The sequence below is a fragment of the Pseudomonas sp. G5001 genome (assembly GCF_013385475.1).
Lineage (GTDB): Bacteria > Pseudomonadota > Gammaproteobacteria > Pseudomonadales > Pseudomonadaceae > Aquipseudomonas.
In genome coordinates this window covers 90,758-116,968 of sequence record NZ_JACAPZ010000043.1, presented here as the reverse complement: position 1 = coordinate 116,968, position 26,211 = coordinate 90,758, and the positions used below count along the sequence as shown (strand labels likewise).

Below are 26,211 nucleotides of genomic sequence, written 5' to 3'. Positions count from 1 at the left end.
ACTAAAACAACAACCGCGAAAAATCACAACACTGCACCGCCAATTGCGCCACATTCTGGTTCAAGCCAAACTGCCGATCCCCGCGATGCAACGCCACATACCCAACCCTCGGTAGCGCCGGTTCCGTCACCAGCGCGCGCAGCTCCCCGCGCTCGATCAAATGCGACAAACACCCCTTGGGCAAATAACTCACCCCCACCCCCGACAGCGCCAGCCCGACCTGCACCAACAGGTTATGACTGGTCAACTTGCGCGGCATCTGCACAGCATGCGCTGCCAACCAGCGCTCATAAATCAGCCCCGTCCCCGAGTGCGAACCCTGGGTCAACACCGTATACCCGGCCAATGCCTCAAGCCCCACCGGATCAGCCTCGCTGACCAACCCCGGTGCGCACATCCAGGCGTTTTCCACACTGCCCAGCGGCGTACTCAGGAAGCGCGAATCACTGTAGGCATCAGGCACGATCACCAGGTCCAGCTCATCACTCTCCAGCTTGCGAAACAGCTCACTGCTCAACTCCACCGACGGCTCTATCTGCACCTTGGGATAGGCCTCGCGCAACGCCTCCACCAGCGCCGGCAACCAGGTGAAAGCCGTCAATTCCGTCACCCCCAGGCGAAACCTGCGCACCAGCACTTCACGGGTGCTGACCCGCTCCAGCATGTAGTCGCGACGCTCCAGCAGGTCCTTGGCGTAGTCGAGCAACTCGGCGCCCTTTTCCGTCAACCGCGCATTGCGTTTGCTGCGGTCGAAAATCTCCACATCGAAGGTTTCTTCCAACTCCTGGATGCGCTTGGAAATCGCCGACTGCGACATGTTCAGCTTGTTCGCCGCCGCCTCGAAACTGCCCAGCTCGGCAATCCAGTACAACGCGTCGATTTGCTTGAACGTGATCATCGGCCATCTCCCATGAGAAAAAGCGATCCTATCAGATAATAAAATATCGCTAAAACTGTATGTTCATCACTCCTAAGATCTAGCCACAGACCCATAAGATCAATCGGAGTTACAGCCATGTCCTTGCCCGGTTCCCGCATCCTCCCCAACCCACCTCTGGCTTGCGCCGAAGTGCTTGAAGCCTTCACTCACGTGGTCACCCCGCACATCAGCGACAACCTCGGCCGGCACATCGGCGCCCGTGGGCTGAACCGCTACAACCGCACCGGCAAGCTGGTGGGCACCGCGCTCACGGTGAAAACCCGCCCCGGCGACAACCTGCTGATCTACAAGGCCCTGAGCATGCTGGAGCCGGGCCACGTGCTGGTGGTGGACGCCCAGGGCGACACCAACAACGCGGTGATCGGCGAACTGGTCAAGCTCTACGCCCAGCAACGCGGCTGCGTGGGGTTTGTGATTGACGGGGCGATTCGCGATGTCGCGAGCTTCGAGGACACCCCTTGCTACGCCCGCAGCGTGGTGCATTGCGGCCCCTACAAGACCGGCCCGGGCGAGGTGAATGTGCCGGTGTCCATCGGCGGCATGCTGATCAACCCGGGGGATGTGCTGGTGGGTGACGAAGACGGCCTGGTCGCCTTCTCCCAGGCCGACGCCGCCGAAGTGCTGCGCAAGGCCGCGCAACACGCGGCCCATGAAGAGCAAGTCAAAGCCGAAATCGCCAGCGGTGCAGTGCGCCAGAGCTGGATCGACAAGGTGTTGCAACAGGCCGGACTGGCAGGCTGAGGAGAGTCATCATGAGCACTGCCTTTCTGTCCGACCGGGTGCTGGGCATCGCGCCCTCCCCGAGCATCGCCGCCAATGCACTGGTCAGCGAACTGCGCGCCCAGGGCCGGGACATCGTCAACTTCACCGTGGGCGAGCCGGACTTCGATACACCCGCGCATATCCTCGAAGCAGCCAGCGCCGCGATGCACGGTGGCGACACCCACTACACCGCCACCAGCGGCACCCTCGCCCTGCGCCAGGCGATCTGCCTCAAGCTCAAGCGCGACAACCAGCTGGACTATGGGCTGGACGAAGTGATCGCCGGGTGCGGTGGCAAGCACATCATTTATCACGCCCTGGCGGCGACCCTGAATCGCGGCGACGAAGTCATCGTGCACACGCCGTATTGGGTGTCGTACCCGGACATCGCACGGCTGAATGACGCGACGCCGGTGATCATTCCCGGCGACGAGTCACTGGGGTTCAAACTGTCGCCCCAGGCCCTGGAACAAGCGATCACCCCGCGCAGCAAATGGGTGATCCTCAACAGCCCGAACAACCCCAGCGGCGCGGTGTACAACGAGGCCGAACTGCTGGCCCTGGCCGCGGTGCTGCGGCGCCATCCCCATGTGCTGATCATGGCGGACGAGATCTACGAGCACTTCGTCTACGACGATGCCCGCCACGTTTCCCTGACCCGACTCGCACCGGACCTGAAGCCGCGCACGCTGATCGTCAACGGCGCCTCCAAGGGCTACGCCATGACCGGCTGGCGCCTGGGTTTCGGTGCCGGCCCGGCGTGGTTGATCGCGGCCATTGCCAAGCTGCTTTCGCAAACCACCACCTGCCCCAGTTCCCTCAGCCAGGCTGCCGCAGTTGCCGCCTTCGCTGGCGACCAGGCGCCCATCGCCGGGATGCGCGAGGTGTACCAGCAACGCCGCGAACGCATGCTGGGCCTGCTCGAAGACATTCCCGGCGTGAGCTTCACGCCACCGGATGGCGCGTTCTACGTGTTCGCCAACGTCGCCGGGCTGATGGGCAAGACCACCGCCCACGGCGAGCGGATCGACAGTGACACACAACTGGCCGAGTACCTGCTGCGGGAACACGGCCTGGCCACCGTGAGTGGTGCGGCGTACGGCATGTCGCCGTATATCCGCCTGTCTTTCGCCAGCTCGCTTGACGTGATTGAAGAAGGTTGCCGTCGCCTGAATGAAGCGTGCCATCGATTGCGCTGACGGATTCCCGCCCCATCCGGCGGCCAGGGATGGCCGCTCATTGACTGCCTAGAACAACACTCATAATCATTGATATAAATGAGGCATTCCCATGCACAAGCCCCGCATCGCGCTGGTCTGGCAAATCCTGATCGGCTTGCTCGCCGGCATCGCCATCGGCGCCCTGCTGCACCGTTTTCCCGAATCCCGGCCGTGGCTGGTGGACAACCTGCTGCAACCGGCGGGCGATATCTTTATCAAGCTGATGAAGATGATCGTCGTGCCCATCGTGTTTGCCTGCATGGTGGTGGGCATTGCCGGGCACGGTGACGGTAAATCCCTGGGACGCATCGGGGCCAAGTCCCTGGGCTATTTCTTCTGCATCACCACCCTGGCGATCATCGTCGGGCTGGTGATGGGCAACCTGCTCCAGCCGGGCGCCGGCACCGAACTGGCCAGCCTGCAAGCGAGTGCCGTGACCTTGCCCACCAGCAGCGCCGGCGGCGGCCACAGCCTGGGGCAGATCATTGTCGGGATCATTCCGGACAACGTCATCAATGCCATGGCCCAGGGCAGCCTGCTGTCGGTGCTGTTCTTCGCGGTGATGTTTGGCCTCGGGGTATCGCGCTTGCCGGCCGAGCGCAAGGACCCGGTGATTGCCCTGCTGCGCGGGGTGTCGGAGGCGATGTTCAAGGTCACGTCGATGATCATGGCCTATTCGCCCATCGGCGTGTTCGGGATGATCGCAGTGACCGTGGCCAACTTCGGGTTCAGCTCGCTGTTGCCGTTGGCCAAGCTGATCCTGGTCAGCTACGTGTCGATTGCATTCTTCGTGCTGGTGGTGCTCAACCTGGTGGCGCGGCTGTGGGGGATCAACCTGTTTGCGTTGATGCGACATATCAAGGACGAACTGATTCTGGCGTTCTCCACCGCCAGTTCGGCGGCGGTGATGCCGCAACTGATGAAGAAACTCGAAACCTACGGCGTGCCGCCTTCACTGGTGAGCTTTGTGGTGCCGGTGGGGTATTCGTTCAACCTGGACGGTGCGTCGCTGTTCCTGGGGATCGGCACGCTGTTTGTGGCGCAGCTGTATGGCATCGACCTGAGCCTTGGCGACCAGGCCCTGCTGGTGGTGACCATGGTGCTGACATCCAAGGGCGCGGCCGGGGTGCCGGGGTTCATGTTCGTGATTCTGTCGGCGACCCTGGCGAGTGCGGGCTTGCCGTTGGAGGGCATCGCCTTCATCGCCGGGGTGTATCGCCTGATGGAAATGCCGACCACCGCGTTGAACGTGCTGGGCAATGCCCTGGCACCGCTGGTGATTGCCAAATGGGAAAGGCGTGAGAGCACCGCAGAAACCTGTGGCGAGGGAGCTTGCTCCCGCTGGGCCGCGAAGCGGCCCCAATAAGCATCCCGCATTCTTTCAGGTAGAAAGTGGGCGCAGGTTTTGGGGCTGCTGCGCAGCCCAGCGGGAGCAAGCTCCCTCGCCACAAGGGTGGGTGTGGTGGGTCAGTCGAGGTCCGACGCGTCATGCCGCTCGCGCAGTTGCTCTGACGGCTCGCCCGACACACGGTTGACCCGGCGCCCACGCTGCACCGCCGGCCGCGCTTCGATGGCATTGGCCCAGCGCACGACGTGCTTGTAATCCTGCACCGAGAGAAACTCCCCCGCCTCATACAAGCGGCCTTTCACCAGGCCGCCATACCACGGCCAGATCGCCATGTCGGCGATGGTGTACTCATCCCCGGCAATGTATTCGTGCTCGGCCAATTGCTTGTCCAGTACGTCCAGTTGGCGCTTGGTTTCCATGGCGAAGCGGTCGATGGCGTATTCGATCTTGGTCGGCGCGTAGGCATAGAAATGCCCGAAACCACCGCCCAGGTAAGGCGCGCTGCCCATCTGCCAGAACAACCACGACAGGCATTCGGCACGGGCCGCCGGTTCGGTGGGCAGGAACGCGCCGAACTTCTCGGCCAGGTACTGCAGGATCGCACCCGACTCGAACACCCGAATCGGCTTGGGCCCGCTGCGGTCCAGCAGCGCGGGAATCTTCGAGTTCGGGTTCACGCCGACGAAGCCGCTGCCGAACTGGTCGCCGTCACCGATCTTGATCAACCACGCATCGTATTCCGCCCCCTGGTGACCCAGGGCCAGCAGCTCTTCCAGCAGGATCGTGACCTTCTGGCCATTGGGCGTTGCCAACGAATACAGCTGCAACGGATGACGGCCTACCGGCAATTCCTTGTCGTGGGTCGCGCCGGCAATGGGCCGGTTGATGCTGGCGAAGGTGCCGCCGTTTTGGGTCTTCCAGGTCCAGACTTTTGGCGGTACGTAATCAGTCATGCCACTACTCCTTGGATTCAATGTTCACAACAACTAACGGCAGGAGCGAGCTTGCTCGCGAAAAACTCGAGGGCGCCGTGTTCTTTCAGGATGCCCGCGGTGTGGTCGACGACCTTCGCGAGCACGCTCGCTCCTACAGGTTCTTTTGGGCCAGTTGGGCCATATTCCAACCGCCACCCAGTGCCTTGATCAGCCCTACGTTGGCGCTTAACTGTTGAGTCTGCAGATCCAGCACCGTGCGCTGTGCCTGCAACGACGCTACCTGCGCCGTCACCACGTCCAGGTACGCCGCGCCACCCTGGCGATAGCGTGCCAGGGACAAGTCCTCGGCGTACTGCGCGGCTGCCGCCGCATCGCGCTGATCCACCAGGGCGGTGTCGAGCCCGGAGATGATCGAGAGGTTGTTCTCCACCTGCTCGAACGCGGTCAACACTACACCACGATACTTGGCCGCGGCTTCATCGGTTGCCGCCTTGGCACTGTCCACCCCGGCCTGGCGCGCGCCGCCGTCAAAAATCGTCCCCACCAGCGACGGGCCGATGGCCCAGAAAATGTTGGGCGCGCTCAACAAGTGCGCGAACTCATCACTCTGGAAACCTCCCTGGGCACTCAGGGTAAGGGCCGGGAACCAGGCGGCTTTCGCCACCCCTATGCGCGCATTGGCCGAGGCAATCCGGCGCTCGGCAGCGGCGATGTCCGGCCGACGCTGCAACAGCGTAGACGGTACACCGGTGGGCACGCCGGGCAAGGCGATATCCGCGACGCTTGGGGCAATCGTGTAGGTCGATGCGGACTCACCCAGCATCGCCGCTATCGAGTGTTCAAGCACTGCACGCTGCACCAAATTCTGGCTCAGCTGCGACTTGACCGTCGACAGTTGGGTACGCGCCCGCGCCACGTCCAGCCCGGAGACGATACCGCCGCCGTGCAAGCCTTCGGTCAGGCTCAAAGCCTTGGCATAGGCATCGCTGGTTTCCTGCAGCAACTGGTCTTGCCGGTCGATGCCACGCAGGCGGATGTAGCTGTCGGCCAATTGCGCCTGCAAGCTCAGACGCACCGAAGCCAGGTCCGCCTTGGCGGCCTGGGCGTCGCTGGTGCCGGCGGCAACGGTGTCGCGCACACGGCCCCAGAGGTCGACTTCATAGTCCAGTTCGACCCCCACTGTCCCGGAATCGTAAACATTCGGCGGGCTGGCCGAGCGCAGTGGCCGGGTGTCCGACTGGCGAATGCGCTGGGCATTGCTGGAACCGATCAGCTTTGGAAACAGCCCGGATTGCGCCTGGGCCAAAAACGCCTGGGCCTGGGAATAGTGAGCCAGTGCCGCGCTCAAGTCCGGGTTGCTTTGCAGCAACTGCTGCTCCATCGCATCCAGTTGCGGGTCCTTGTAGATGTGCCACCAACCGTCGCGACTTGCTTGGTCGTTCGGCGTGCCGACGGTCCACGGTCCCTGGGTATGGAACTGCGCGGCAATGGGTACCTCCGGCACGTCCAGCGGTGGCGCAAGGTGGCAGGCACCGAGGCCCAGGGTCGCGACCAATACCAGGCAAGTGCGCTTAGCCATGGGGTTTGGCCTCCACGGGATTGGCGGCCAGCTGCACCGAATCGTCGTCGGCCAGGCCGTCGGGCGGGGTGTCGATCACGCGGTCGGTGGCGACCAGGCCGCTGCCGATTTCCACGCTGTCACCGAAGTCCCGGGCGATGGTCACGGTCTTGAAGTGCACATGATTATTCGCGTCGAGGGTGGCCACGCGCATGCCCTTGTCATCGAACACCAGGGCGCTGGCAGGCAGGCGCAGCACGTCGGTCTGCACCGGCAAGGTGAACTGCACGCTGGTGTAGCCGCCCGGCAACAGGCGGCTGCCGGGGTTCTCCACCAACAGTTGCACCAGGGTGCTGCCGGACGCGGCGTTCACCGCATCGGCAGTGGCGATCACCTTGGCGTTGAAGGTTTCACCGCGATACTCCGGCACGCTCAGACGTGCCACGGTGCCCACCTGGATCTGCGGCGCCGACGACTGCGGCACCTGCACATACACCCGCAGGCGGCTGACGTCAGAGACCGCGAACAGCTCTTTGCCGGTGGCACCACCGGCACTGATCAACGCCCCCACATCGGTGGAGCGTGCAGTGACCACGCCGGCGAACGGCGCAGTCAAACGCTGGAAGCCCTTGGTGGCAACCAACTGGTCGACGTTGGCCTTGGCCGCGACCACTTTGGCCTGCTTGGCAGTCAGGTCGCCGGTGCGCTCATCCACGTCCTGGCGCGACACCGAGTCCGACGAAAGCATCGCCTGCCAGCGCTTGGCGGTGGTCTGTGCCAGCGACTCGTCGGCCTGGGCCGAAGCCAGCACGGCCTTGGCTTGCAGCAGTTGCTGATCGAGCTCCGGCGTGTCGATTTCGGCCAGCAGTTGCCCGGCCTTCACGTGGTCGCCGATGTCGACGTTCCAGGTCTTGAGGTAGCCATTGACCCGGGCAAAGATCGACGCCCGCGAATACGCCTCAAGACGCCCCGGCAGGTTCAGGATCGGACCCTGGGGCTGCACGCTCGGGGTGATCAGGATCACGCTGGGCAACGCCTGGGCATCGGTCCAGGTTTTCAGGTCATGGGATTCGCTGGCGCGCACGCCGATGCCGAATACCACCACGGCAACCAGGACCACCAGCCCGAGCAACAGCCAGAGCAGACCACGGGATTTACGGCGGGGCGAACCCGGATTGGAAACGGAAGCAGACATGTCAAACCCCTTGAGTGGCGGTGGTCGCAAGCGTGGCGTGCTGACGCCGCCCGTGCACAAGACTGAAAATCAGCGGAACCAGGAACAACGTGGCAATGGTGGCGAAGGCCAGCCCGCCGATGACCGCACGGCCCAGCGGGGCATTCTGTTCGCCGCCCTCCCCCAGGCTCAGCGCCATCGGCGCCATGCCGATGATCATCGAAATCGCGGTCATCAATACCGGGCGCAGACGGGTAAAGCCGGCTTCAAGCGCCGCCTGCACCGCATCCCCGTGCACGGCCAGGCGTTCGCGGCAGAAGCTCACCACGAGGATGGCGTTGGCGGTGGCCACGCCCATGCACATGATCGCCCCGGTCAGCGCCGGTACCGACAGCGGCGTGTGGGTGATGAACAGCATCCACACGATGCCCGCGAGCGCCGCCGGCAAGGCGGTGATGATCACGAACGGGTCAGCCCAGGACTGGAAGTTGACCACGATCAGCAGGTAGATCAGCACCACCGCGCCAAGCAGGCCAAACAGCAAGCCACTGAAGGCCGCGTTCATGGTTTGCACCTGGCCCTGCAACAGCACCTTGGAGCCGGTGGGCACTTCGCTGGCGTGGGCGGCGATGATCTTCTGGATGTCGGCGGCAACGGCACCGAGGTCGCGGCCCTGGATTGCGGTCAACACCTCGACCACCGGCTGGATGTCCGACTGGGTCACCACCGAGTTCGCGTGGCTGCGTTCGATGGACGCCAGGCCGCCGAGGGTCTGGTCTTGCGCCGAACCGGGGCTGCCGCTCAACGGCAGGTTATGCAGGGCGGCCAGGGTGTCGAGGCCGTACTGCGGGGTTTGCATCACAATCGGATAAGACACGCCGTTGGCCGGGTTGAGCCAGAACGTCGGCGCCACCTGGCTGGAACCCGCCAGGTTGACCACCAGGCTGTTGGTCACATCGCGCTCGTTCAGGCCCACCAGTTGGGCCTGGGTACGGTCCACATCGATCTTGAACGTGGGCAGTTGCCGCGACTGCTGGATACGCGCATCCACCACACCCGGCACCCGCCGGATTTCCCGCAGCAACGTGCTGGCGTAGGTGAAGTTGGCGGGCAGGTTATTGCCGCTGACTTGCACATCCACCGGCGCCGAAGAACCGAAGTTGAGGATCTGCCCGACGATGTCCGAAGCCGGGAACGAAAACACCGCATTCGGGAATTCACGGGGCAGCCGCTCCCGCAGTTCGCGCATGTATTCGGCGGTGGGACGATGGCCCTCTTTCAGGCTGATCTGGATGTCGCTGTCCTGTGAGCCCACGGTGCCGGTGTTGTTGTAGGCCACGTTGATCCCGCTGATGGCCAGGCCGATATTGTCGACGATGGCCGCCAGCTCCCGGGGCTCGATCACGTTATGAATGGTGTTCTCGATCTGCGAGACCAGCCGCGCATTGCTCTCGACCCGCGTGCCGATCGGTGCACGCACATGCAACAGGATCTGCCCGGAGTCGACGTCGGGGAAGAAGTTGCGACCCAGGAATGGCACCAGCGCAAACGACACGGCGACGAACGCCAGCATCGCGATCACCGCGATACGGCGGTGGTGCAAGGCACTCTCCAGTGCCCCGTGGTAAACCCCGCGAAACGCCTCGAACTGGCGCTCGAACCCGCGCTGGAATTTCACCAGCGGGTTGCTCGACGGCGCCACCACCGGCGTGCCGTCCGCATGATGTTCGTGAGGCTTGAGCAGGTAATTGGCGAGGGTCGGCACCAGGGTTCGCGAGAGGATGAACGAGGCGATCATCGCGAAGATCACCGCTTCGGCCATCGGCACAAACAGGAAGCGCGCCACGCCTTCCAGGAAAAACATCGGCACAAACACGATGCAGATACACAGCAGCGACACGAACGCCGGCGTGACGATCTGCGCCGCGCCGTCGAGGATCGCCGTCTCCACCGGCTTGCCCTGTTCCAGGTGCCAGTTGATGTTTTCGATGGTCACCGTAGCGTCATCCACCAGGATCCCCACCGCCAATGCCAGGCCGCCGAGGGTCATGATGTTGAGGGTTTCGCCGAGCGCCGACAGTGTCGCAATCGACGACAGGATGGCCAATGGGATCGACGTGGCGATGATCACCGTGGAGCGCCAACTGCCGAGGAACAACAGGATCATCAGGCTGGTCAACGCGGCCGCTATGATCCCTTCCCGGGCGACGCCGCTGATGGCCGAGCGCACGAACAGCGACTGGTCGCCGATCAGGTCGATATTCAGGTTGGGCGGCAAGGCGCCTTTGTTGTCGGCCAGTTTGTCCTTGATCCCGGCGATCACCCCGAGGGTCGACGCCGAACCGGTCTTGAGCACTGGCAGCAGCACGGAGCGGTTGCCGTTGACGTGCACGATGTTGGTCTGCGGCGGGTTGCCGTCACGCACCGTGGCCACGTCACGAATCAACACGGTGGTGCCGTCGGCGGTCTTGATCGGCAGGTTTTCCAGGTCGTGGAAGTCCGTCGGCGAGTTGTTCAGTTGCAGGTTGAACTCGTAGCTGCCGATCTTTTGCGTGCCCACCGGGGTGATCAGGTTCTGCGTGGCCAGGGCAGTGGCCACGTCCTGCGCCGAGAGACCACGGGCCTGCATGCGTGCGGAGTCGAGGTCGATCTGCACCTGGCGGGTCTTGCCGCCGAACGGGTATGGCAGTGCGGCACCGGGCACCGTGGTCAGCATCAGGCGCACGGTGTTGAGGCCCAGGTCACCGAGTTTCTGTTCGCTGAGGCCTTTGCCGGACAACGCCAACTGCACGATCGGCACTGTCGAGGCGCTGTAGTTGAGGATCAGCGGCGGCGTGGTGCCCGGCGGCAGTTGACGCAGGATGGCCTGGGACACCGAAGTCATCTGCGCGTTGGCCGTACTGATGTTGACTCCCGGCTGGAAGAACACCTTGACGATGCCGTAGCCGTTCAGCGATTGCGCCTCGATATGGCGGATGTCGTTGACCGTGGTGGTCAGCACCCGCTCGAACGGCGAGGTGATGCGGCCGGCCATCTGGTCGGGCGGCAAGCCGGTGTACTGCCAGATCACGGCAATCACGGGGATGCGAATTTCGGGGAAGATGTCGGTCGGGGTACGCCAGGCCGCGAGCGGGCCCACAATCAGAATGAAAATAGCCAATACCAGGAAGGTATAGGGGCGCCGCAATGCGATGCGCACGAGGTTGAGCATAGATGTGATCCAGACAGGAAGTTGATGACTGAAGGAGGTACCGAACAGCGCTTCCCTCCTGCCCCGCCCGTCTGTGTTCCGGGCCAACTGCACTGACATCCGGTCAAAATAGAGGCATATGCCACGATATAGCGTTTAGTGGCATACGCAACTAATTTGTTGCAGCATGTGTCAATATTCATCTTGCCGGATTAACGTTCGGTTAACCCTTGATCTGTAGCGAGTGATCAGCCTGTGAAATGCGCACCGCCTGTCCTGAATAGCCCGAGCACCTGCTCCAACGGAGCCGTGCGGCGCGCGTCCCGTCGTATGGCGCAGATCTATGACGAGGCGTTTGCGCCGTTTGGTCTGAAGGCCACCCAGTATTCGCTGATGAACCACATCGCCAATGGGGACGCTCCGAAGATGCGCGACCTGGCGCAGTCGTTGGTGATGGATTTGTCGGCCCTGGGGCATACGCTCAAGCCGCTGGTGCGGGATGGGCTGGTGGTGTTGCGGGTGGATGAGTTGGACCGCCGCAGCCGGCGGGTGCTGTTGACCGACGCGGGGCAGCGTAAATACGAAGAGGCGCGGGTGGTGTCCAGGCAGATGGCGGTCCGGTTTGATGAGGTGTTTGGGGCTGAGGCGGCTTGCGAGTTGCGTAAGGCCATGGACTTTATTGCGTCTGATGAGTTTGCTCGGGCGTTGTTGGGTTAGGGGGCATATCCGTTATTTAGGTAATGGCTGATATTGCTTCCGCTCTCGCCTGCATTACTCCGCGGGCCGCCCAAGATCAAAATCAAGAGCGGGCACAGTCAAATGTGGGAGCGGGCTTGCTCGCGAAGGTCGTCAACGATGACGCTGGCATCCTGATTCAACGCGGCGCTCTCGGGTTTTTCGCGAGCAAGCCCGCTCCCACATAAAGCAGCTCTGCTGTTGATCTGCGGGCCCCGTTAACCATGATGGCCGCTGTAAAGATAGCCTGAACAGGTTCACAGGGTATCCCGACTAACGCGATACGCCAGACCGCCCCTGTGTTTTTCCCAACGTCGTGAAAGACACTTGCCTGAGACTCAGCATGAACGAAACACTCGAAGACATTCTGACCAAAGACCTGGCCGTGATTTTCTGCGGCATAAACCCGGGGCTGAAGGCCGCCACCACCGGGCATCACTTCATGGGCAGGAGCAATCGGTTCTGGCGCACGCTGCACCTGGCCGGGTTTACGCCCCATGAAGTGCAGCCGGAGAACGACCTCACGATCCTGCAATACCAATGCGGGCTGACCACGGTGGTGGAGCGGCCTACGGCCCGGGCGGACCAGTTGTCGGCGGATGAATTCAGGGCGGCGGCGGCGGGTTTTGAACGCAAGATCGCACGTTATGCGCCACGGTATGTGGCGTTTCTGGGAAAGGCCGCCTATAGCGCGTTGAGCGGGCAGAAGCAGATTGCCTGGGGGCTTCAACCGCACACCCTGGGGTGTGCGGCGGTGTGGGTTCTGCCCAATCCCAGCGGCAGGAACCTTGGGTTTACGCTCGACCAATTGGTGCAGGCGTACCAGCAATTAAGGCTGGCAACACTCAGTCCCGATTAGAACTCAACTTCTCCCACAAAAAGCTGTAGACCAGCGCACTCATATGCGCAGCCTGTGCATTGTCTGCCGCCCCGCCGTGCCCACCTTCGATATTTTCGTAGTACGTCACGTCCTTGCCGGCCTCGATCATCTTCGCCGCCAGCTTGCGGGCGTGGGCTGGATGCACCCGGTCATCGCGGGTCGAGGTCAGGAAAAACACCGGTGGGTAGGCCTTCGCCGGATCGAACAGGTGGTATGGAGAAAACGTCTGGATGTACGCCCACTCTTCAGGTACGTCCGGGTTGCCGTATTCCCCCATCCACGACGCCCCGGCCAACAGGAGGTGATAGCGCTGCATGTCGAGCAAGGGCACCTGGGAGACGATTGCACCGAACAGTTCCGGGTATTGAGTAAGCATATTGCCGACCAACAGACCACCGTTGCTGCCACCCTCCGCGCCCAGGTGTCGGGGCGAAGTAATCCCGCGGTCGATCAGGTCACGGGCCACTGCGGCAAAATCTTCGTAGGCACGCGGACGGTTCTGCTTGAGTGCGGCCTGGTGCCAGCGCGGGCCGTATTCACCGCCACCGCGAATGTTGGCAACCACGTACACCCCGCCCTTCGAAAGCCAGGCGCGGCCTGCCTTACCGGAGTAATACGGGGTCAGGGAGTATTCAAAGCCGCCGTAACCATAGAGCAAGGTCGGCGCTGTGCCGTTGCGCGGCAGGTCTTTGCCGAGCACCAGGAAATAGGGCACACGAGTGCCGTCCCTGGAGACCGCAAAGTGCTGCTCGATCACGTGCTGGCTGGAATCGAAAAAGGCCGGCAGGGTTTTCAGTACCTCGGGCGGATGACCGATCTCGGCCAGCGACAAGGTGGTCGGCGTCAGGTAGTCAGTGGTCACCAGCCAGACGGCATCACTGTCGTCGCTGTCCACTGCGCTGGCACCCACCGTCCCCATGCTCGGCGCCCCGGTGAACGGGCTGTGCTGCCAGCCGTTCGCGCCGGGAGTGAGGACGCTGAGGCGGTTCTTGACGTGATCCAGTACGTTCAGCACCAGGTGATTCAACGTCCAGAAAAACCCTGCCAGCGAGGTGCTGTCCGTAGGGGTGAACAGCACCTCGAAATCCCGCTGGCCTGCCATGAAGCGATCAAACCGGATCGCCAGCAACGAGCCGGCCACAAACACTTCATCAAGCGTCCAGTCCTCCCGCAGTTCCAGCAGCAGCCAGTCTTTGTACACCGACTTTTCCGCCGAGTTCGGCGCGTCGATTTTGCTTAACTGGTTGTCGCTGCCCCGCAGGTACAGCTCGTTGTTGTAGAACGCCAGCGTGCGGCTGACGAAGTCACGCTCGTAGCCGGGCGTGTCGTCGTGCATCGCCGCGATGTACATATCATCCAGCGCGCCTTCATAGACAAGACTGGCGGCACTCAGCGGTGTACCGCGCTGCCACTGCTTGACGATGCGCGGGTAACCGGAACGGGTCATCGACCCTTCACCAAAATCGGTATAGACATAGACGTTGTCACGGTCGATCCAGCCCAGGCCGCCCTTGGACTCGGGCAACTGGAAGCCGTCTTCGACCCAGGTCTTGCTGGCCAGATCAAACTCGCGGGTGACATTCGCATCGGCGCCGCCACGGGACAGCGCCAGCAGGCAGCGCTGGTAGTCCGGGCGCAAGAAATCAGCACCGTGCCACACCCAGTTTTCGCCTTCGGCGGCGTTCAGTGCGTCAAGGTCCAGCAACGTTTCCCAGGCAGGTTGAGGCTTGCGGTACTCCGCCAGCGTGGTGCGACGCCACAGGCCCCGCGGGTGGGCGGCGTCCATCCAGAAGTTGTAGTAATAGGCGCCGACCTTATCGACGTAGGGGATGTTGCTGTCCGAGTCCAGTATCTCCAGCACATCGGCCTTGATCTGCTTGAAGCTGTCGGAGCGGGCGAGCCGGTCTTCGGTCCTGAGGTTCTGGGCGCGTACCCAGTCCAGTGAACGCGTGCCGTCGACGTCTTCAAGCCATTGGTAGGGATCATTGGACGTTTCGGGAAGTTTTGACATGTTCGAATCCTGTCGAAAAGCAGAAATGGATAGCGTGCCCGACTTTGAGCCTTTTTGAGCGATAAAAAAAGCAAGAAACCGGGTGTGCCAGCCGATCTGATCGGCGATACATGGCGGACGTACCGCAGGCTGGTGCGGCAGGAGGACAGGCGATGACTGACAAAAACATGTGGATGCTGATGGGCGCAGACGCAAGCCCCTTCCCAAGCCCCGAGCCGGGAACGCTGGGCGGCCACCGAGGCGGCAAGCGCTATGGAAAGCTCGACTGTCGTGCGGCGCTGGGAGCCATTGCGCGTGGCGGCTACGTGAAAAATCGCGTGTTTTTTCTCGATGAAGCCACGGCTATCGCCGCGGGATTTCGTCCTTGTGCGGTGTGCATGCCTGCCGAATATCGCCTGTTTCGAGGGCACGCCTGAATCGAGTGTCCGGGACAAATTCCAGGCAAAAAAAAGCCTGCATCGCTGCAGGCTTTTTTACTATCTGGCTCCACGACCTGGACTCGAACCAGGGACCCAATGATTAACAGTCATTTGCTCTACCAACTGAGCTATCGCGGAATGCGCCGTATGTTACTGATTGAAAAGGAGAAGTCAAGCATTCAGTGAGATTTTTGCTTCACCCCAGGTGCGCCGCGCTGGAAAATCACCACGCCACTTCCTGTCACGACGCTGTCATACGTCAACGCCAACATCCGCAGATACCCCGCCCCTACCCTCTTCTTGAAGGACGACACATGCACACTCGCTCAGGCCCGCCAGCGGTAAAAACCCTGCTTGCCCGTTTTATCGTTATCGGATGCAGCCTGACGGTGAGCGCGTGTGACAGTGTGACCAGGAGCGCGCCTGTCGCGCCTGCTTCGTTCAAAACCCTGGACGGTGCACCGCCGCTGGTTATCGGCCATCGCGGCCTGCCAGGACTGTACCCGGAAGAAACCCGGGCCTCCTACGAGCATGCAGCCGACGCTGGTGCGGATTCGCTGGAGCTGGACCTGCACATGACCAAGGACTGTGTATTGGTGGCCCGGCACAATCCCTGGTTGAGCGACAACACCAACATCAGCGACGTCGCGAAGACCAATCCCGAAGTTGCACGCCGCAAGCGCACGGTGCCGGGTGTACTGGTTAACGTCAGGTATCCGGCCACTGCAGAAAATGGCCCGGCCCAGTACCTGAGTGATCTGACTGACCCCAACGATCCAAAATCCGTGTTGAAGTCCTTGATCGTGGATGGCGAAGACCATACCAACGACTGGTCAATCAGCGATTTCACCCTGGCCGAACTCAAGCAATGGATCGGCGGCACGACGTATGATGCCCGCGACGAGCGCCCGACCGAACTCAACGGCAAGCTGCCGATCCTGAGTTTCCAGGAAGTGATCGACATCGCGAAAGCCAAAAGCGCCGCCACGGGCCGGGTGATTACCACCTACCCGGAAAGCAAGAACCCGATCTGGAACAATGCCCAGGCCATCGCCAACGGCTGCGGCGCGCCGGGCAGTCATCCGTTCGAAGCGGCGTTTCTCAAGACCCTTGAAGACAACAACCTCAATCGCAAAGATGCGCCGGTGTTCGTGCAGAGCTTCGACCCGAACAGCCTGAAATACCTGCGCTCCATCGGCCTGCAAACCAGGGCGGTTCAACTGGTGGATGGGAACGGGGTGAACTTCAAGACCGGCGAGACCATTTTCATCACCGACAAACCCAACACCTTCGTCAGCGGCCGCCCCTACAGCTGGACCGTCGCCGGCGACCCACGCGCCTTTGGTGCGATGCTGTCCCCGGCCGGGCTGGCCGAGGTCAAGACCTACGCCGACGGCATCGGGCCATGGAAGCCGCAAGCGATGTCGCTGACCGCCGCTTCAGCGCAAAACCCCGGCTTGCCCGAGGTCGATACCTTCAAGCCCACCAGCCTGATCAGCGATGCGCACAAGGCCGGCCTGTTCGTGCATATTTTCACCTTCCGCAACGAAGCCAAATACCTGGCAGGTGCCTACAAGGGCAACCCGGCGGCGGAATACATGGCCTTTTTCCGCGCCGGTGTTGACGGTGTGTTTACGGATTTCACGCCGACTGCCGTTGCGGCCCGAACTGCCTACCTTAAAGAAGTCGCGCGCTAAAAAGTCGTGCGCAAAGATGGCGGCCTTATGGGCCGCCATCCTTCAGTCGAGTTGCTCAATCACCCCTCCTGCCTTGAGCTGCCCCAACTGCTCTGCCGACAACCCGAGGCGCTCGCCCAGTACCTCATCGGTATGCTGCCCCAACATCGGCGCCGGCCTTACATACTCTACCGGCGTGCCCGACATCTTGATCGGGCTGCCGACCATCTCGAACTGCGGATTCCTGGGATGCGGGATCTTCACCATCAACCCACGGGCAATCACCTGCGGCTCTTCCAGGGATTGCGCGATGTTGTTGATCGCCCCCACCGGTACTTTCGAGGCGTGAATACTCGCCACCCACTCGTCCGCCGTGCGCCCCAGGAAGTGCGCCGACAACAGTTCGACAATCTCCGCCCGATGCGCAACCCGATCGGCATTGCGCCGAAAGCGCGGGTCTTCCGGCAGGTGCGGCAAACCGATGCTGTGGCACAGCGCTACAAACTGGCTGTCGTTGCCGCAGGCAATAATGAAGTCGCGGTCGGCGGCGCGGAACACCTGGTACGGCACGATGTTGGCGTGGGCGTTGCCGAAACGCTGCGGCACCTTGCCCGAGGCCAGGTAGTTCATGCTCTGGTTGGCCAGGGTTGCCACTTGTACGTCCAGCAGCGCCATGTCGATGTGTTGGCCAACGCCGGTGCGTTCGCGGCTGAGCAGTGCGGCCTGGATCGCGACGGTGGAATACAGGCCGGTCATCAGGTCGGAGAACGCCACGCCGACTTTTTGCGGGCCGCCGCCGGGCAGGTCGTCGCGTTCGCCGGTGATGCTCATCAGGCCGCCGATGCCCTGGATGATGAAGTCGTAGCCGGGTTCTTCGGCGCGCGGGCCGGTCTGGCCGAAGCCGGTGATGGAGCAGTACACCAACCGTGGATTGATCTCGGCCAGGGTCGCGTAATCCAGGCCATAACGCGCCAGGGAACCGGCCTTGTAGTTTTCGATCAGTACGTCGGAGCTGGCCGCCAGGGCCCGCACCAGTTCCTGGCCTTCGCTGGTGGCCAGGTCAATGGCCACGGATAGTTTGCCGCGGTTGGTGGACTGGTAATAAGACGCCTGCCCGGACGACTCGCCGGTGTCAGTCTTCATCCACGGCGGGCCCCAGCCGCGGGTATCGTCGCCACTCTGTGGCCGTTCGATCTTGATCACTTCCGCGCCCAGGTCGGCCAACACCTGGCCACACCAGGGCCCGGCCAATACCCGGCTTAAGTCCAGCACCCGCAAACCTGTCAATGCACCCATTATTCTTGTCCTGTGATGAATCGAAATCAGCCGACTGCCGGCTCTTCATGACGCAGGGAAATCCCCAGCGCCGCACGCCGCCGCAGCCAGGGGCTGGGGCGATAACGTGGGTCGTGGGTAAGTTCGCTCATGCGTTGCAAAATCGTGAGGATGCGCCGTGGCCCGAGGGCATCGCCCCAGGCGAGCGGGCCTTGTGGATAACCCAGGCCGAGTTGTACGGCCTGGTCAATATCGTCGACGCTGGCGATGCGTTGCTGGGCAATGTCGCAGGCCAGGTTGACCACCATCGCCAGGGTGCGCTGGGCAACGAAGCCGACGCTGTCGCTGATCACTGTCACACCTACACCGTCATTGGCGAGCAACGCGTGGGCGGCATCGCGGGTGGCGGTGGACGTCAGCGGGTTTTGCATCAGGGTGCGGTGGCGCGACAGGTCGGTCAGCAGGTCGATGCACAGGGTGCGTGCCGGGTCAGTGTGGAAGCGCTCGCTGGCCGAGGTGGCGTCGAGACCGTAGGGCGCCAGCAGGCACAACGCTTCAGGCGAAGGCTGCGCCGCGCTTTCAAGGTGAGCGCCCAACTCGATCACCAGGGCGCTGAGGCGCTCGTAGTCGTCGGTGTTTTCGGTGGCGATCCATACCGGCGGGAATTGCTTGATGGAAGGCACCGGCTGCGGCTGCGGGCCGTCCACCACCTGGCCATTTTCATAGCGGTAGAAGCCCTGCCCGCTCTTGCGCCCGAAGCGTCCGCCCACCAGCATCTGGCGGGTCAAGGGCGATGGTTTGTAGCGCGGGTCCTGATAGAACTGGTTGTAGATCGACTCCATCACCGGGTGGGAAACGTCGAGCCCGGTGAGGTCCAGCAGTTCCAGCGGCCCCATGCGAAAGCCTGCGCCTTCACGCAGGATACGGTCGATGTCGCCACGCTCGGCAATGCCTTCATCGAGCATCTTCAAGGCTTCGGTGCCGTACGCACGGCCGGCGTGGTTGACGATGAAACCCGGAGTGTCCTTGGCGCGCACGCCGCGATGGCCGGTACGGGCGACGAAGGCCAACAGGTCATCGCCGACCTTCGGTGCGGTGGCCAGGCCGTCGATTACTTCGACGACGCGCATCAACGGTACCGGGTTGAAAAAGTGCAGCCCGGCGACCCGCTCAGGGTGTTGGCAGCCGGTGGCGATGGCCGTGACCGACAGCGACGAGGTGTTGGTGGCGAGGATGCACGCCGCGCTGACCACACCTTCCAGCTGCTGCAACAGGCCGCGCTTGGCCTCGAGGTTTTCGACAATGGCTTCCACCACCAGGTCGCAGTCGTGCAGCGCCTCAATGGTGGCGGCAACTTGCAGGTTCGCAAGCGCAGCGTCCACCGCTGCCTGGGTGATCTTGCCCTTGGCGGCCAGCTTCGAGAGCGTGGCGCCGAGGTTATCCCGAGCGGTTTGCGCCGCACCGTCGCGGGCATCGAACAAGCGCACCAACACGCCCGCCTGAGCGGCAATCTGAGCAATCCCGGCGCCCATCACGCCGGTGCCTACCAGGCCCATGATCTTGATTGAATCAGCCATTGTCATTCCCCCAGGTAGTTCGCGGTGCGTTTTTCGAAGAACGCCGCGGCGCCCTCCTTCTGGTCTGCCGAATCGAACAGCAGTTGAAAGGCCTTGCGCTCCAACACCAGCGCGCTTTCCAGCGGCAGGTCGGCGCCGGCCAGCATCACTTCCTTGATCTGCTCCACCGCCAGTGGCGGCAAGGCGGCGATCTGCGCGGCCAGTTCCAGGGCGCGGGGGATGGTCTGGTCATCCGCCACCACTTCGCTGAGCATGCCCATGGCCAGGGCTTCCGGGGCCTTGACCATGCAGCCGGTCAACGCGATGCGCATGGCCTGGAACTTACCCACGGCGCGTACCAGGCGCTGGGTGCCACCGGCGCCCGGCATCAGGCCCAGCTTGACCTCGGGCTGGGCGAAGCGCGCCGATTCCCCGGCGACGATCAGGTCGCAATGCATGGCCAGCTCACAACCGCCGCCCAGGGCAAACCCGTTCACCGCGGCGATCACCGGCTTGGGGCAGCGGCTGATGGCTTCCCACAGGTATTCGGTGTGGCGGCGATACATCTCGATCGGGCTGGCGCTGGCGAATTCCTTGATGTCGGCACCGGCCACGAAGAACTGGTCGCCGCCGGTGAGCACGATGGCGCGCACATCACGGCGCTTGGCCAGGGCACGAAAGTGCTCGGCCAGCTCTTCGCGAACCTGGGCGTTCAAGGCGTTTTTCACTTCGGGACGGTGGATGCGTACCACGGCGACGCCATTGTCCTGGACGTCGAGGTGCACTACGGGTTGGTCGAGGCTGGCCACAAATTCTCCTGCTGCAATGTTCTTGTTAGTTCGGATATCGCCAGTTTCGCTATGCGAAACAACATTCCGTATTTAGCGATAATCATAAGGACCGAGTTGCCGTGATGTAAACGTAAAAACCTGAACCTCCGATAAATCGGGCTATAACTCGTTGTTTAGACGAGTTTTATTAAACAAAAAGACAACACCACGCAAAGTTGATTAGTTTCGCTGTGCGGAATACAATTTTGTTTTGTTGATTTTCTAAAAAAAGGGGGACTAACATGCGCCGTCGAAACCTGGACCCGAACACACCCGAAACACCTGCCGGCAACCACGCCTTCGAGCACTTGCTGATCGATCCGATGAATGCCGACGAGGAAGAAGACAAGGACCGCCAGTTCGTCACCGCCCTGGCCCGAGGCCTGGAATTGCTGCGCTGCTTCACCCCCAGCGAAAGCGTGCTGGGTAACCAGGAGCTGGCACGCAAGACCGGGCTGCCAAAGCCGACGATTACGCGGATGACCCATACGCTGACCCGCTTGGGCTATCTCAAGCACCTGCCGCAGTCAGGCCGGTATCAGCTGGATGTGGGCGTGATGGCATTCGGTTACGCAATGCTGTCGAACCTGTCGGTGCGGGCCGTGGCCCATCCGCTGATGGAGACGATGGCCAAGTACGCCCAGGCCGCGGTGGCGATGGCCACGCGGGACCGCCTGGACATGGTTTACCTGGACGTGGTCCAGGGTGAAGCCAACATGACCATGCGCCGCCAGGTCGGCACACGGTTGCCGTTGCACTTGAGTTCCGCAGGCCGCGCCTGCCTGGCAGCGATGCCGGAAAACGAGCGGGAATTTATCCTCGACCATATCCGCCAGCGTCACCTGGAGGACTGGCCGGGCATCAGGAAGGGTCTGGAACGTGCCTTCCGGGATTACACCGACTTCGGCTACTGCATGTCGATCGGTGAGTGGCACCGCGATGTAAACGCCATCGCCGTACCGCTGCTGCATGCACAACATGGGCTGCTGACGTTCAACTGTGGCGGACCGAGTTTTCACCTTTCCCGGGAGAAACTCGAGGACGACATCGGGCCCCGTCTCAAGCACATGGTGAACAACATCGAGGCCGCCGCCCGCTAGACAGATCGGTGCAAGGCCTCGGCAGATTGACGACAACAGGCCCGCCGAACGGGCCGCTGAGGAATGCACATGATCCGAGACCCCGAAACGCTTCATCTGTTGCTGGAAACCCTGCAGCAGTTCGTCAACGAGGCGCTGATCCCCCGGGAAAACGAACTGGCCGAGACCGATGACGTCCCGGCGGATATCGTCAGCCAGTTCCGCGAGCTGGGCCTGTTTGGCCTGACCCTGCCCGAAGCCTACGGCGGCCTCGGGCTGACCATGGAAGAAGAGGTCAACGTGGCCTTTGAACTGGGCCGCACCTCGCCGGCATTTCGTTCCTACTTCGGCACCAACAACGGCATCGGCTCCATCGGCATCCTGCTGGACGGCACCGAGGCGCAGAAGCAGCACTACCTGCCAAAACTCGCCAGCGGTGAACTGCTCAGTTCGTTCTGCCTGACCGAGCCGGACTCCGGCTCCGACGCCGCCTCGCTGAAAACCACGGCGGTGCGCGACGGTGATCACTACGTCATCAACGGCACCAAGCGCTTTATCACCAACGCCCCCCACGCCGGGATCTACACGGTGATGGCCCGTACCAACCCGGACATCAAGGGCGCGGGCGGCATCAGTGCATTCATTGTCGAGCGCAACACCCCCGGCCTGTCTCTGGGCAAGCGCGACCACAAGATGGGCCAGAAAGGCGCCCACACGTGCGACGTGATTTTCGACAACGTGCGCGTACCGGCCGACCAACTGATCGGTGGCGTCGAAGGCGTGGGGTTCAAGACCGCAATGAAGGTGCTCGACAAGGGCCGCCTGCACATTGCCGCCGTCAGCGTCGGGGCCGCCGAGCGCATGCTCAACGATGCCCTGAACTACGCCTTGGAGCGCAAGCAGTTCGGCCAGCCGATCGCCGAGTTCCAGCTGATCCAGGCGATGCTCGCCGACAGCAAGGCCGAGATCTACGCCGCCCGCTGCATGGTGGTGGACGCCGCGCGCAAGCGTGACGAAGGCCTGAACATCGGCACCGAAGCGTCCTGCTCGAAAATGTTCGCCACGGAAATGTGCGGCCGCGTGGCCGACCGTTGTGTGCAGATTCACGGCGGTGCCGGGTATGTGAGCGAGTACGCCATCGAGCGGTTCTATCGCGATGTGCGCTTGTTCCGCCTGTATGAAGGCACTACGCAGATCCAGCAATTGGTGATCGCCCGCAACATGATTCGCGAGGCCAAGCACTGAACCCCGGGAACAACACTGGACCAATGTGGGAGCGGGCTTGCTCGCGAATGCGGTACATCAGCCACCGGATGCATTAACTGACACACCGTTTTCGCGAGCAAGCCCGCTCCCACATTTTGACCGTGTTCCAACCGCATTACCGCAACACCCATAACTTGTGCCCTAACAACTACAACAAGGTATCGCTATGGAAGTCGCCGCTTCGGCGGGTGCGTTGTCGCCCGCGCAAAACAAACTGTGGATCATCGTATTCATCTTCTGCTTCCTCGGCCTGCTGATCGACGGTGCCGACTTGATGCTGCTGTCCTACAGCCTCAGCAGCCTCAAGGCCGAGTTCGGCCTGACCAGCGTCGAAGCCGGCAGCCTGGGCAGCTTCACCCTGGCCGGGATGGCCATCGGCGGGATTTACGGCGGTTGGGCCTGTGACCGTTTTGGCCGGGTGAAAACCGTGGTCTGGAGCATCGTGCTGTTCTCCGCCGGCACGGCGATCCTGGGCATGACCCACAGCTATTGGCAGTTCGCGAGCACCCGTTTCTTCGCGTCCCTGGGCCTCGGCGCGCTGTATGTCGCGTGCAACACCCTGATGGCCGAATACGTGCCGACCCGCTATCGCACCACCGTGCTCGGCACCTTGCAGGCCGGTTGGTCGGTGGGCTACATCGTCGCCACCCTGCTCGCCGGCTGGATCCTGCCGAACCACGGCTGGCGCTGGTTGTTCTACGTGGCGATCATCCCGGTGATCCTCGCCGTACTGATGCAACGCCTGGTGCCGGAGCCGCAAGCCTGGATCAAGGCCCAGGCCGAACGTGCCCGGGAAAAGGCCGAAGGCATCAAGCGCGTGTCGGCGAAGAAACCCGACGGCATGTTCAAGCTGATCTTCAGCGACCCGAAAGCCAGCCGCATGTTTATCCTCTGGGCACTGACCGCAGGCTTCCTGCAGTTCGGCTACTACGGCGTGAACAACTGGATGCCGTCGTACCTGGAAGGCGAGCTGGGGATGAACTTCAAGTCGATGACCAGCTACATGGTCGGCACCTACGCGGCGATGATTTTCGGCAAGATCCTCGCCGGGCTCGCGGCAGACCGCCTGGGCCGGCGCCTGGTGTTCGCCGTCGGCGCGCTGGGCACGGCGATTTTCCTGCCGGTGATCGTGCTGTTCCAGAGCCCGGACAACATCCTGTGGATGCTGATTGTGTTCGGTTTCCTGTACGGCATCCCCTACGGCGTGAATGCGACCTACATGACCGAAAGCTTCGAAGCGAAATTTCGCGGCTCGGCAGTGGGCGGCGCCTACAACATTGGCCGAATCGGCGCGGCGGTGGCACCGGCAGCCATTGGTTTCCTGGCGTCCCATGGCTCGATTGGCGTGGGATTCCTGGTCATGGGCGGCGCGTACTTTATCTGCGGCGTGATCCCAGCGCTGTTTATCCGCGACAAGCAGTTCGACCCGCAAAAACAATAAGCCCTAACCCGGGGCCCGCGGCAACGCGGCCCCGGCTATAAGACGTGCGGCAGTTATACCCTTAGGCAAACCGGGCTAGACTGTACGTCAGTCCTACGGAACTGAAGGAACAGTACGACGCTCTCACCCAGCCTGTAAGACAGTTTTGTGCTTAGAGGCTCATTCGCTTATGAAAACACCGACCCAGACCAACGCAATTGACTTCGACAGCGCCAAATTGCAACGCCTGGGCTTTGGTCAGCCTTCCCTTCTTACACGACGCCCCGCGACGGTTGAGCAACTTCGCCAGCAACTGGGCATGCAATTGCAAACCAGCCTGGAGCCGGAGCATATCCTTGCGTTGTTCTTCCGCGAGATCCAACGCCTGGTGCCGCTGGACGCCCTGCAATACCGCCACGAAGCCAGCGACCTGCGCCTGGAGTACGGTCACCGCGGCCATCATTCGGTGAGCTATGCCCTCAGCCATGAAGGCGAGCACCTTGGCGAACTGGTGTTTCGGCGCAACCAACGCTTTCTCGAAGACGAACTGGCCAACCTGGAATCGCTGCTGGCCACCTTGCTCTACCCGATGCGCAATGCCCTGCTCTACCGTGCGGCGACTCGCAGTGCCCTGCGCGACCCACTGACCGAAACCGGTAACCGCATCGCCATGGACCAGACCCTGCAACGGGAAATCGACATGGCTCGCCGGCACCTGCAACCCCTGTCCTTGCTGATGCTGGACATCGACCACTTCAAGCACATCAACGACAGCCACGGCCATGCCACGGGCGACAAGGTGCTCAAGGCGGTCGCCGCCTCGATCAAGAGCCAGCTGCGCAATGTGGACATGGTGTTCCGGTTTGGCGGGGAAGAGTTTCTGATCCTGCTGTCCAACACCGGCCGGGACGCGGCATCGATGGTCGGCGAGCGCCTGCGCCAGGCGGCACAGGCCCAGGATTATTGGGCGGATGATGAGCGGATCGAATTGACGGTGAGCCTGGGCTGCTCGACCTTGCTGGCGGGAGAGTCCGCCGAGAGCCTGTTGCGCCGGGCGGACAGCGCCTTGTATGTGGCCAAGCGTGAAGGCCGCAATCGGCTGGCAATGGCGGGGTAATTTACCCCGCCATCACCCCGTTTACGCCTCGCTGGCAACCAGGGCCGGTTGTTTGCGGGGGGCGGCCACCGACTTTTCCAGCTGCATGCAACGTTCCAGGAACAGGTACATGTAGTCGTAGCTCTTGCAGACCGCCTGGCGCAGCTCTACCTGCAGTTCCTTGGTCGGGTTCATGCCGGCCAGGGTGCAGATGATTTCCAGGGCTTCCCAGGGATGTGCGTCATCGTACTGGGCATGCATCTTCAGCCACTTCATCGCGCGCTTGCGGTCTTCCTCAGGGAAAGCCGCGGCATAGACGCCGGTGGAACACACCACGGCGGACCACTCCCCAGTGGCCCCCTCGATGGCGTAGTTGGTGGCGGCAATCGCGACAATCAGCGAATCGGCCGAGCTGGTGTGCCAGCACCAGTGGCTCAGTGCATGCAGCTCCGGCGGCACTTCCTGTGCCTGCAATTCTTCCAGGCTGACACCATGGGCGCGGGCCCAATGCACCCAATAATCGGCGTGGTTGAGTTCCACGCGAATATTGCGCATCAGCCAGCGGCGCGCCATGTCCTCCCCAGGATGGCGGGCAAATTTGGTCTTGGTGAGGTTCTGTGCCATGTACAACGCAAACTGTTCAACCACCGGCCAGCCACCAATCAGGTAGTGGCGCATGGTCTTGGCGCTGAGCTTGTTATCGCGCATGCGCTGGTACAGTTCGTGTTCGACAACGCGACGCTTGCTCTCGCTACAGTCCTGGATCAGCTGTTGCGCCCAGGCGGGGTAACTTGAGGCTTCCATAAGCGGGCCGGTTCTGTTGAATGTGTCGATCACTGTC

General features: G+C 62.3%; 21 protein-coding genes and 1 tRNA gene. 11 read left to right on the top strand and 11 right to left on the bottom strand.

The genetic code is table 11. The features are described from left to right. Window position 1 precedes the first annotated feature (1 nt). Window positions 2-898 carry a LysR family transcriptional regulator gene (locus tag HX805_RS28495; RefSeq protein ID WP_008433274.1) on the bottom strand — a complete coding sequence of 299 codons (897 nt, stop codon included), beginning with the start codon at window positions 896-898 and terminating at the stop codon, window positions 2-4. A 117-nt stretch (window positions 899-1,015) separates the two neighbouring features. Between HX805_RS28495 and HX805_RS28490 the strand changes: the two genes are divergently transcribed. The 3 genes from HX805_RS28490 to HX805_RS28480 all read left to right on the top strand — a co-directional run bounded on the left by HX805_RS28490 (window position 1,016) and on the right by HX805_RS28480 (window position 4,288). Continuing rightward, entirely contained in the window at window positions 1,016-1,681 is a 666-nt protein-coding gene (locus HX805_RS28490; RefSeq protein ID WP_003207901.1) for an RraA family protein, read from the top strand. A gap of 11 nt (window positions 1,682-1,692) precedes the next feature. Then, window positions 1,693-2,901, top strand: a complete 1,209-nt coding sequence (locus HX805_RS28485) for a pyridoxal phosphate-dependent aminotransferase (protein ID WP_177117518.1) — start codon at window positions 1,693-1,695, stop codon at window positions 2,899-2,901. A 91-nt stretch (window positions 2,902-2,992) separates the two neighbouring features. Continuing rightward, on the top strand, window positions 2,993-4,288 hold the full coding sequence (locus tag HX805_RS28480; protein ID WP_177117517.1) for a cation:dicarboxylate symporter family transporter: 1,296 nt from the start codon (window positions 2,993-2,995) through the stop codon (window positions 4,286-4,288). 101 nt (window positions 4,289-4,389) lie between these two features. Here the strand turns inward: HX805_RS28480 and yghU are convergent, their stop codons facing one another. From yghU to HX805_RS28460, 4 genes are all read right to left on the bottom strand, one after another. Then, window positions 4,390-5,223 (bottom strand): glutathione-dependent disulfide-bond oxidoreductase, encoded by an 834-nt coding sequence (gene yghU, locus HX805_RS28475; protein ID WP_177117516.1) that lies wholly within the window; start codon window positions 5,221-5,223, stop codon window positions 4,390-4,392. Between the two features lie 133 nt (window positions 5,224-5,356). Then, the gene (locus HX805_RS28470) at window positions 5,357-6,784 is read right to left on the bottom strand and encodes an efflux transporter outer membrane subunit (protein ID WP_008433267.1); all 1,428 of its coding nucleotides are present in this window, start codon (window positions 6,782-6,784) and stop codon (window positions 5,357-5,359) included. Further along, on the bottom strand, window positions 6,777-7,958 hold the full coding sequence (locus HX805_RS28465) for an efflux RND transporter periplasmic adaptor subunit (RefSeq protein WP_177117515.1): 1,182 nt from the start codon (window positions 7,956-7,958) through the stop codon (window positions 6,777-6,779). Before HX805_RS28465 ends, HX805_RS28470 begins: the two co-directional genes overlap by 8 nt. 1 nt (window position 7,959) lies before the next feature. Next, on the bottom strand, window positions 7,960-11,148 hold the full coding sequence (locus HX805_RS28460) for an efflux RND transporter permease subunit (RefSeq protein ID WP_008433261.1): 3,189 nt from the start codon (window positions 11,146-11,148) through the stop codon (window positions 7,960-7,962). A 309-nt stretch (window positions 11,149-11,457) separates the two neighbouring features. Here HX805_RS28460 and HX805_RS28455 point away from each other — a divergent pair, with 309 nt between their 5' ends. Together HX805_RS28455 and mug are read left to right on the top strand one after the other, a co-directional pair. Further along, window positions 11,458-11,844 carry a MarR family winged helix-turn-helix transcriptional regulator gene (locus HX805_RS28455; RefSeq protein WP_003207888.1) on the top strand — a complete coding sequence of 129 codons (387 nt, stop codon included), beginning with the start codon at window positions 11,458-11,460 and terminating at the stop codon, window positions 11,842-11,844. A gap of 361 nt (window positions 11,845-12,205) precedes the next feature. After that, window positions 12,206-12,721 (top strand): G/U mismatch-specific DNA glycosylase, encoded by a 516-nt coding sequence (gene mug / locus HX805_RS28450; protein ID WP_177035754.1) that lies wholly within the window; start codon window positions 12,206-12,208, stop codon window positions 12,719-12,721. On the opposite strand, the gene HX805_RS28445 is transcribed toward mug, so the two are convergent. After that, complete coding sequence (locus tag HX805_RS28445; protein ID WP_177080317.1) at window positions 12,708-14,753, bottom strand: prolyl oligopeptidase family protein; 2,046 nt, start codon at window positions 14,751-14,753, stop codon at window positions 12,708-12,710. The two genes, mug and HX805_RS28445, sit on opposite strands and share 14 nt — an antisense overlap. Before the next feature lie 152 nt (window positions 14,754-14,905). On the opposite strand from HX805_RS28445, the gene HX805_RS28440 reads away from it, so the two are divergent. After that, a complete protein-coding gene (locus HX805_RS28440) occupies window positions 14,906-15,169 on the top strand; it encodes an Ada metal-binding domain-containing protein (RefSeq protein ID WP_177047093.1) in 264 nt (87 codons plus the stop codon). Between the two features lie 65 nt (window positions 15,170-15,234). On the opposite strand, the gene HX805_RS28435 is transcribed toward HX805_RS28440, so the two are convergent. After that, window positions 15,235-15,310 (bottom strand) — tRNA-Asn (locus HX805_RS28435). Window positions 15,311-15,486: 176 nt separating this feature from the next. Between HX805_RS28435 and HX805_RS28430 the strand changes: the two genes are divergently transcribed. Then, the gene (locus HX805_RS28430) at window positions 15,487-16,869 is read left to right on the top strand and encodes a glycerophosphodiester phosphodiesterase family protein (protein WP_177117514.1); all 1,383 of its coding nucleotides are present in this window, start codon (window positions 15,487-15,489) and stop codon (window positions 16,867-16,869) included. A gap of 42 nt (window positions 16,870-16,911) precedes the next feature. On the opposite strand, the gene HX805_RS28425 is transcribed toward HX805_RS28430, so the two are convergent. The 3 genes from HX805_RS28425 to HX805_RS28415 are packed head-to-tail and all read right to left on the bottom strand — an operon-like array spanning window position 16,912 to window position 20,488. Then, window positions 16,912-18,144, bottom strand: coding sequence for a CaiB/BaiF CoA-transferase family protein (locus HX805_RS28425; RefSeq protein ID WP_003216714.1), 1,233 nt, complete (start codon window positions 18,142-18,144; stop codon window positions 16,912-16,914). Between the two features lie 26 nt (window positions 18,145-18,170). After that, the gene (locus tag HX805_RS28420) at window positions 18,171-19,700 is read right to left on the bottom strand and encodes a 3-hydroxyacyl-CoA dehydrogenase (RefSeq protein WP_177117513.1); all 1,530 of its coding nucleotides are present in this window, start codon (window positions 19,698-19,700) and stop codon (window positions 18,171-18,173) included. A gap of 2 nt (window positions 19,701-19,702) precedes the next feature. Further along, window positions 19,703-20,488 carry an enoyl-CoA hydratase gene (locus HX805_RS28415; RefSeq protein WP_010175990.1) on the bottom strand — a complete coding sequence of 262 codons (786 nt, stop codon included), beginning with the start codon at window positions 20,486-20,488 and terminating at the stop codon, window positions 19,703-19,705. Between the two features lie 263 nt (window positions 20,489-20,751). Here HX805_RS28415 and HX805_RS28410 point away from each other — a divergent pair, with 263 nt between their 5' ends. The 4 genes from HX805_RS28410 (at window position 20,752) to HX805_RS28395 (ending at window position 25,391) form a co-directional block, all read left to right on the top strand. Beyond that, on the top strand, window positions 20,752-21,609 hold the full coding sequence (locus HX805_RS28410; protein WP_008433245.1) for an IclR family transcriptional regulator: 858 nt from the start codon (window positions 20,752-20,754) through the stop codon (window positions 21,607-21,609). A gap of 69 nt (window positions 21,610-21,678) precedes the next feature. Then, entirely contained in the window at window positions 21,679-22,833 is a 1,155-nt protein-coding gene (locus tag HX805_RS28405; protein ID WP_003216725.1) for an acyl-CoA dehydrogenase family protein, read from the top strand. A 187-nt stretch (window positions 22,834-23,020) separates the two neighbouring features. Then, the gene (locus tag HX805_RS28400) at window positions 23,021-24,295 is read left to right on the top strand and encodes an MFS transporter (RefSeq protein ID WP_003216727.1); all 1,275 of its coding nucleotides are present in this window, start codon (window positions 23,021-23,023) and stop codon (window positions 24,293-24,295) included. A gap of 169 nt (window positions 24,296-24,464) precedes the next feature. Next, window positions 24,465-25,391, top strand: a complete 927-nt coding sequence (locus HX805_RS28395) for a GGDEF domain-containing protein (RefSeq protein WP_003216729.1) — start codon at window positions 24,465-24,467, stop codon at window positions 25,389-25,391. Between the two features lie 21 nt (window positions 25,392-25,412). Here HX805_RS28395 and HX805_RS28390 read toward each other — a convergent pair whose 3' ends face one another. After that, window positions 25,413-26,174: a TenA family transcriptional regulator gene (locus tag HX805_RS28390; protein ID WP_218166164.1), complete on the bottom strand. Its 762-nt coding sequence runs from the start codon at window positions 26,172-26,174 to the stop codon at window positions 25,413-25,415. Window positions 26,175-26,211 lie beyond the last annotated feature (37 nt).

Excerpts from the sequence above, each read along its gene's own strand:
- HX805_RS28490 (WP_003207901.1), top strand. The coding sequence starts at position 1,016 with ATGTCCTTGCCCGGTTCCCGCATCCTCCCCAACCCACCTCTGGCTTGC.
- HX805_RS28425 (WP_003216714.1), bottom strand. The coding sequence starts at position 18,144 with ATGGGTGCATTGACAGGTTTGCGGGTGCTGGACTTAAGCCGGGTATTG.
- mug (WP_177035754.1), top strand. The coding sequence starts at position 12,206 with ATGAACGAAACACTCGAAGACATTCTGACCAAAGACCTGGCCGTGATT.
- yghU (WP_177117516.1), bottom strand. The coding sequence starts at position 5,223 with ATGACTGATTACGTACCGCCAAAAGTCTGGACCTGGAAGACCCAAAAC.
- HX805_RS28440 (WP_177047093.1), top strand. The coding sequence starts at position 14,906 with ATGACTGACAAAAACATGTGGATGCTGATGGGCGCAGACGCAAGCCCC.
- HX805_RS28465 (WP_177117515.1), bottom strand. The coding sequence starts at position 7,958 with ATGTCTGCTTCCGTTTCCAATCCGGGTTCGCCCCGCCGTAAATCCCGT.
- HX805_RS28495 (WP_008433274.1), bottom strand. The coding sequence starts at position 898 with ATGATCACGTTCAAGCAAATCGACGCGTTGTACTGGATTGCCGAGCTG.
- HX805_RS28420 (WP_177117513.1), bottom strand. The coding sequence starts at position 19,700 with ATGGCTGATTCAATCAAGATCATGGGCCTGGTAGGCACCGGCGTGATG.
- HX805_RS28390 (WP_218166164.1), bottom strand. The coding sequence starts at position 26,174 with ATGGAAGCCTCAAGTTACCCCGCCTGGGCGCAACAGCTGATCCAGGAC.
- HX805_RS28400 (WP_003216727.1), top strand. The coding sequence starts at position 23,021 with ATGGAAGTCGCCGCTTCGGCGGGTGCGTTGTCGCCCGCGCAAAACAAA.
- HX805_RS28460 (WP_008433261.1), bottom strand. The coding sequence starts at position 11,148 with ATGCTCAACCTCGTGCGCATCGCATTGCGGCGCCCCTATACCTTCCTG.
- HX805_RS28395 (WP_003216729.1), top strand. The coding sequence starts at position 24,465 with ATGAAAACACCGACCCAGACCAACGCAATTGACTTCGACAGCGCCAAA.
- HX805_RS28430 (WP_177117514.1), top strand. The coding sequence starts at position 15,487 with ATGCACACTCGCTCAGGCCCGCCAGCGGTAAAAACCCTGCTTGCCCGT.
- HX805_RS28470 (WP_008433267.1), bottom strand. The coding sequence starts at position 6,784 with ATGGCTAAGCGCACTTGCCTGGTATTGGTCGCGACCCTGGGCCTCGGT.
- HX805_RS28405 (WP_003216725.1), top strand. The coding sequence starts at position 21,679 with ATGATCCGAGACCCCGAAACGCTTCATCTGTTGCTGGAAACCCTGCAG.
- HX805_RS28410 (WP_008433245.1), top strand. The coding sequence starts at position 20,752 with ATGCGCCGTCGAAACCTGGACCCGAACACACCCGAAACACCTGCCGGC.
- HX805_RS28455 (WP_003207888.1), top strand. The coding sequence starts at position 11,458 with ATGGCGCAGATCTATGACGAGGCGTTTGCGCCGTTTGGTCTGAAGGCC.
- HX805_RS28445 (WP_177080317.1), bottom strand. The coding sequence starts at position 14,753 with ATGTCAAAACTTCCCGAAACGTCCAATGATCCCTACCAATGGCTTGAA.
- HX805_RS28480 (WP_177117517.1), top strand. The coding sequence starts at position 2,993 with ATGCACAAGCCCCGCATCGCGCTGGTCTGGCAAATCCTGATCGGCTTG.
- HX805_RS28485 (WP_177117518.1), top strand. The coding sequence starts at position 1,693 with ATGAGCACTGCCTTTCTGTCCGACCGGGTGCTGGGCATCGCGCCCTCC.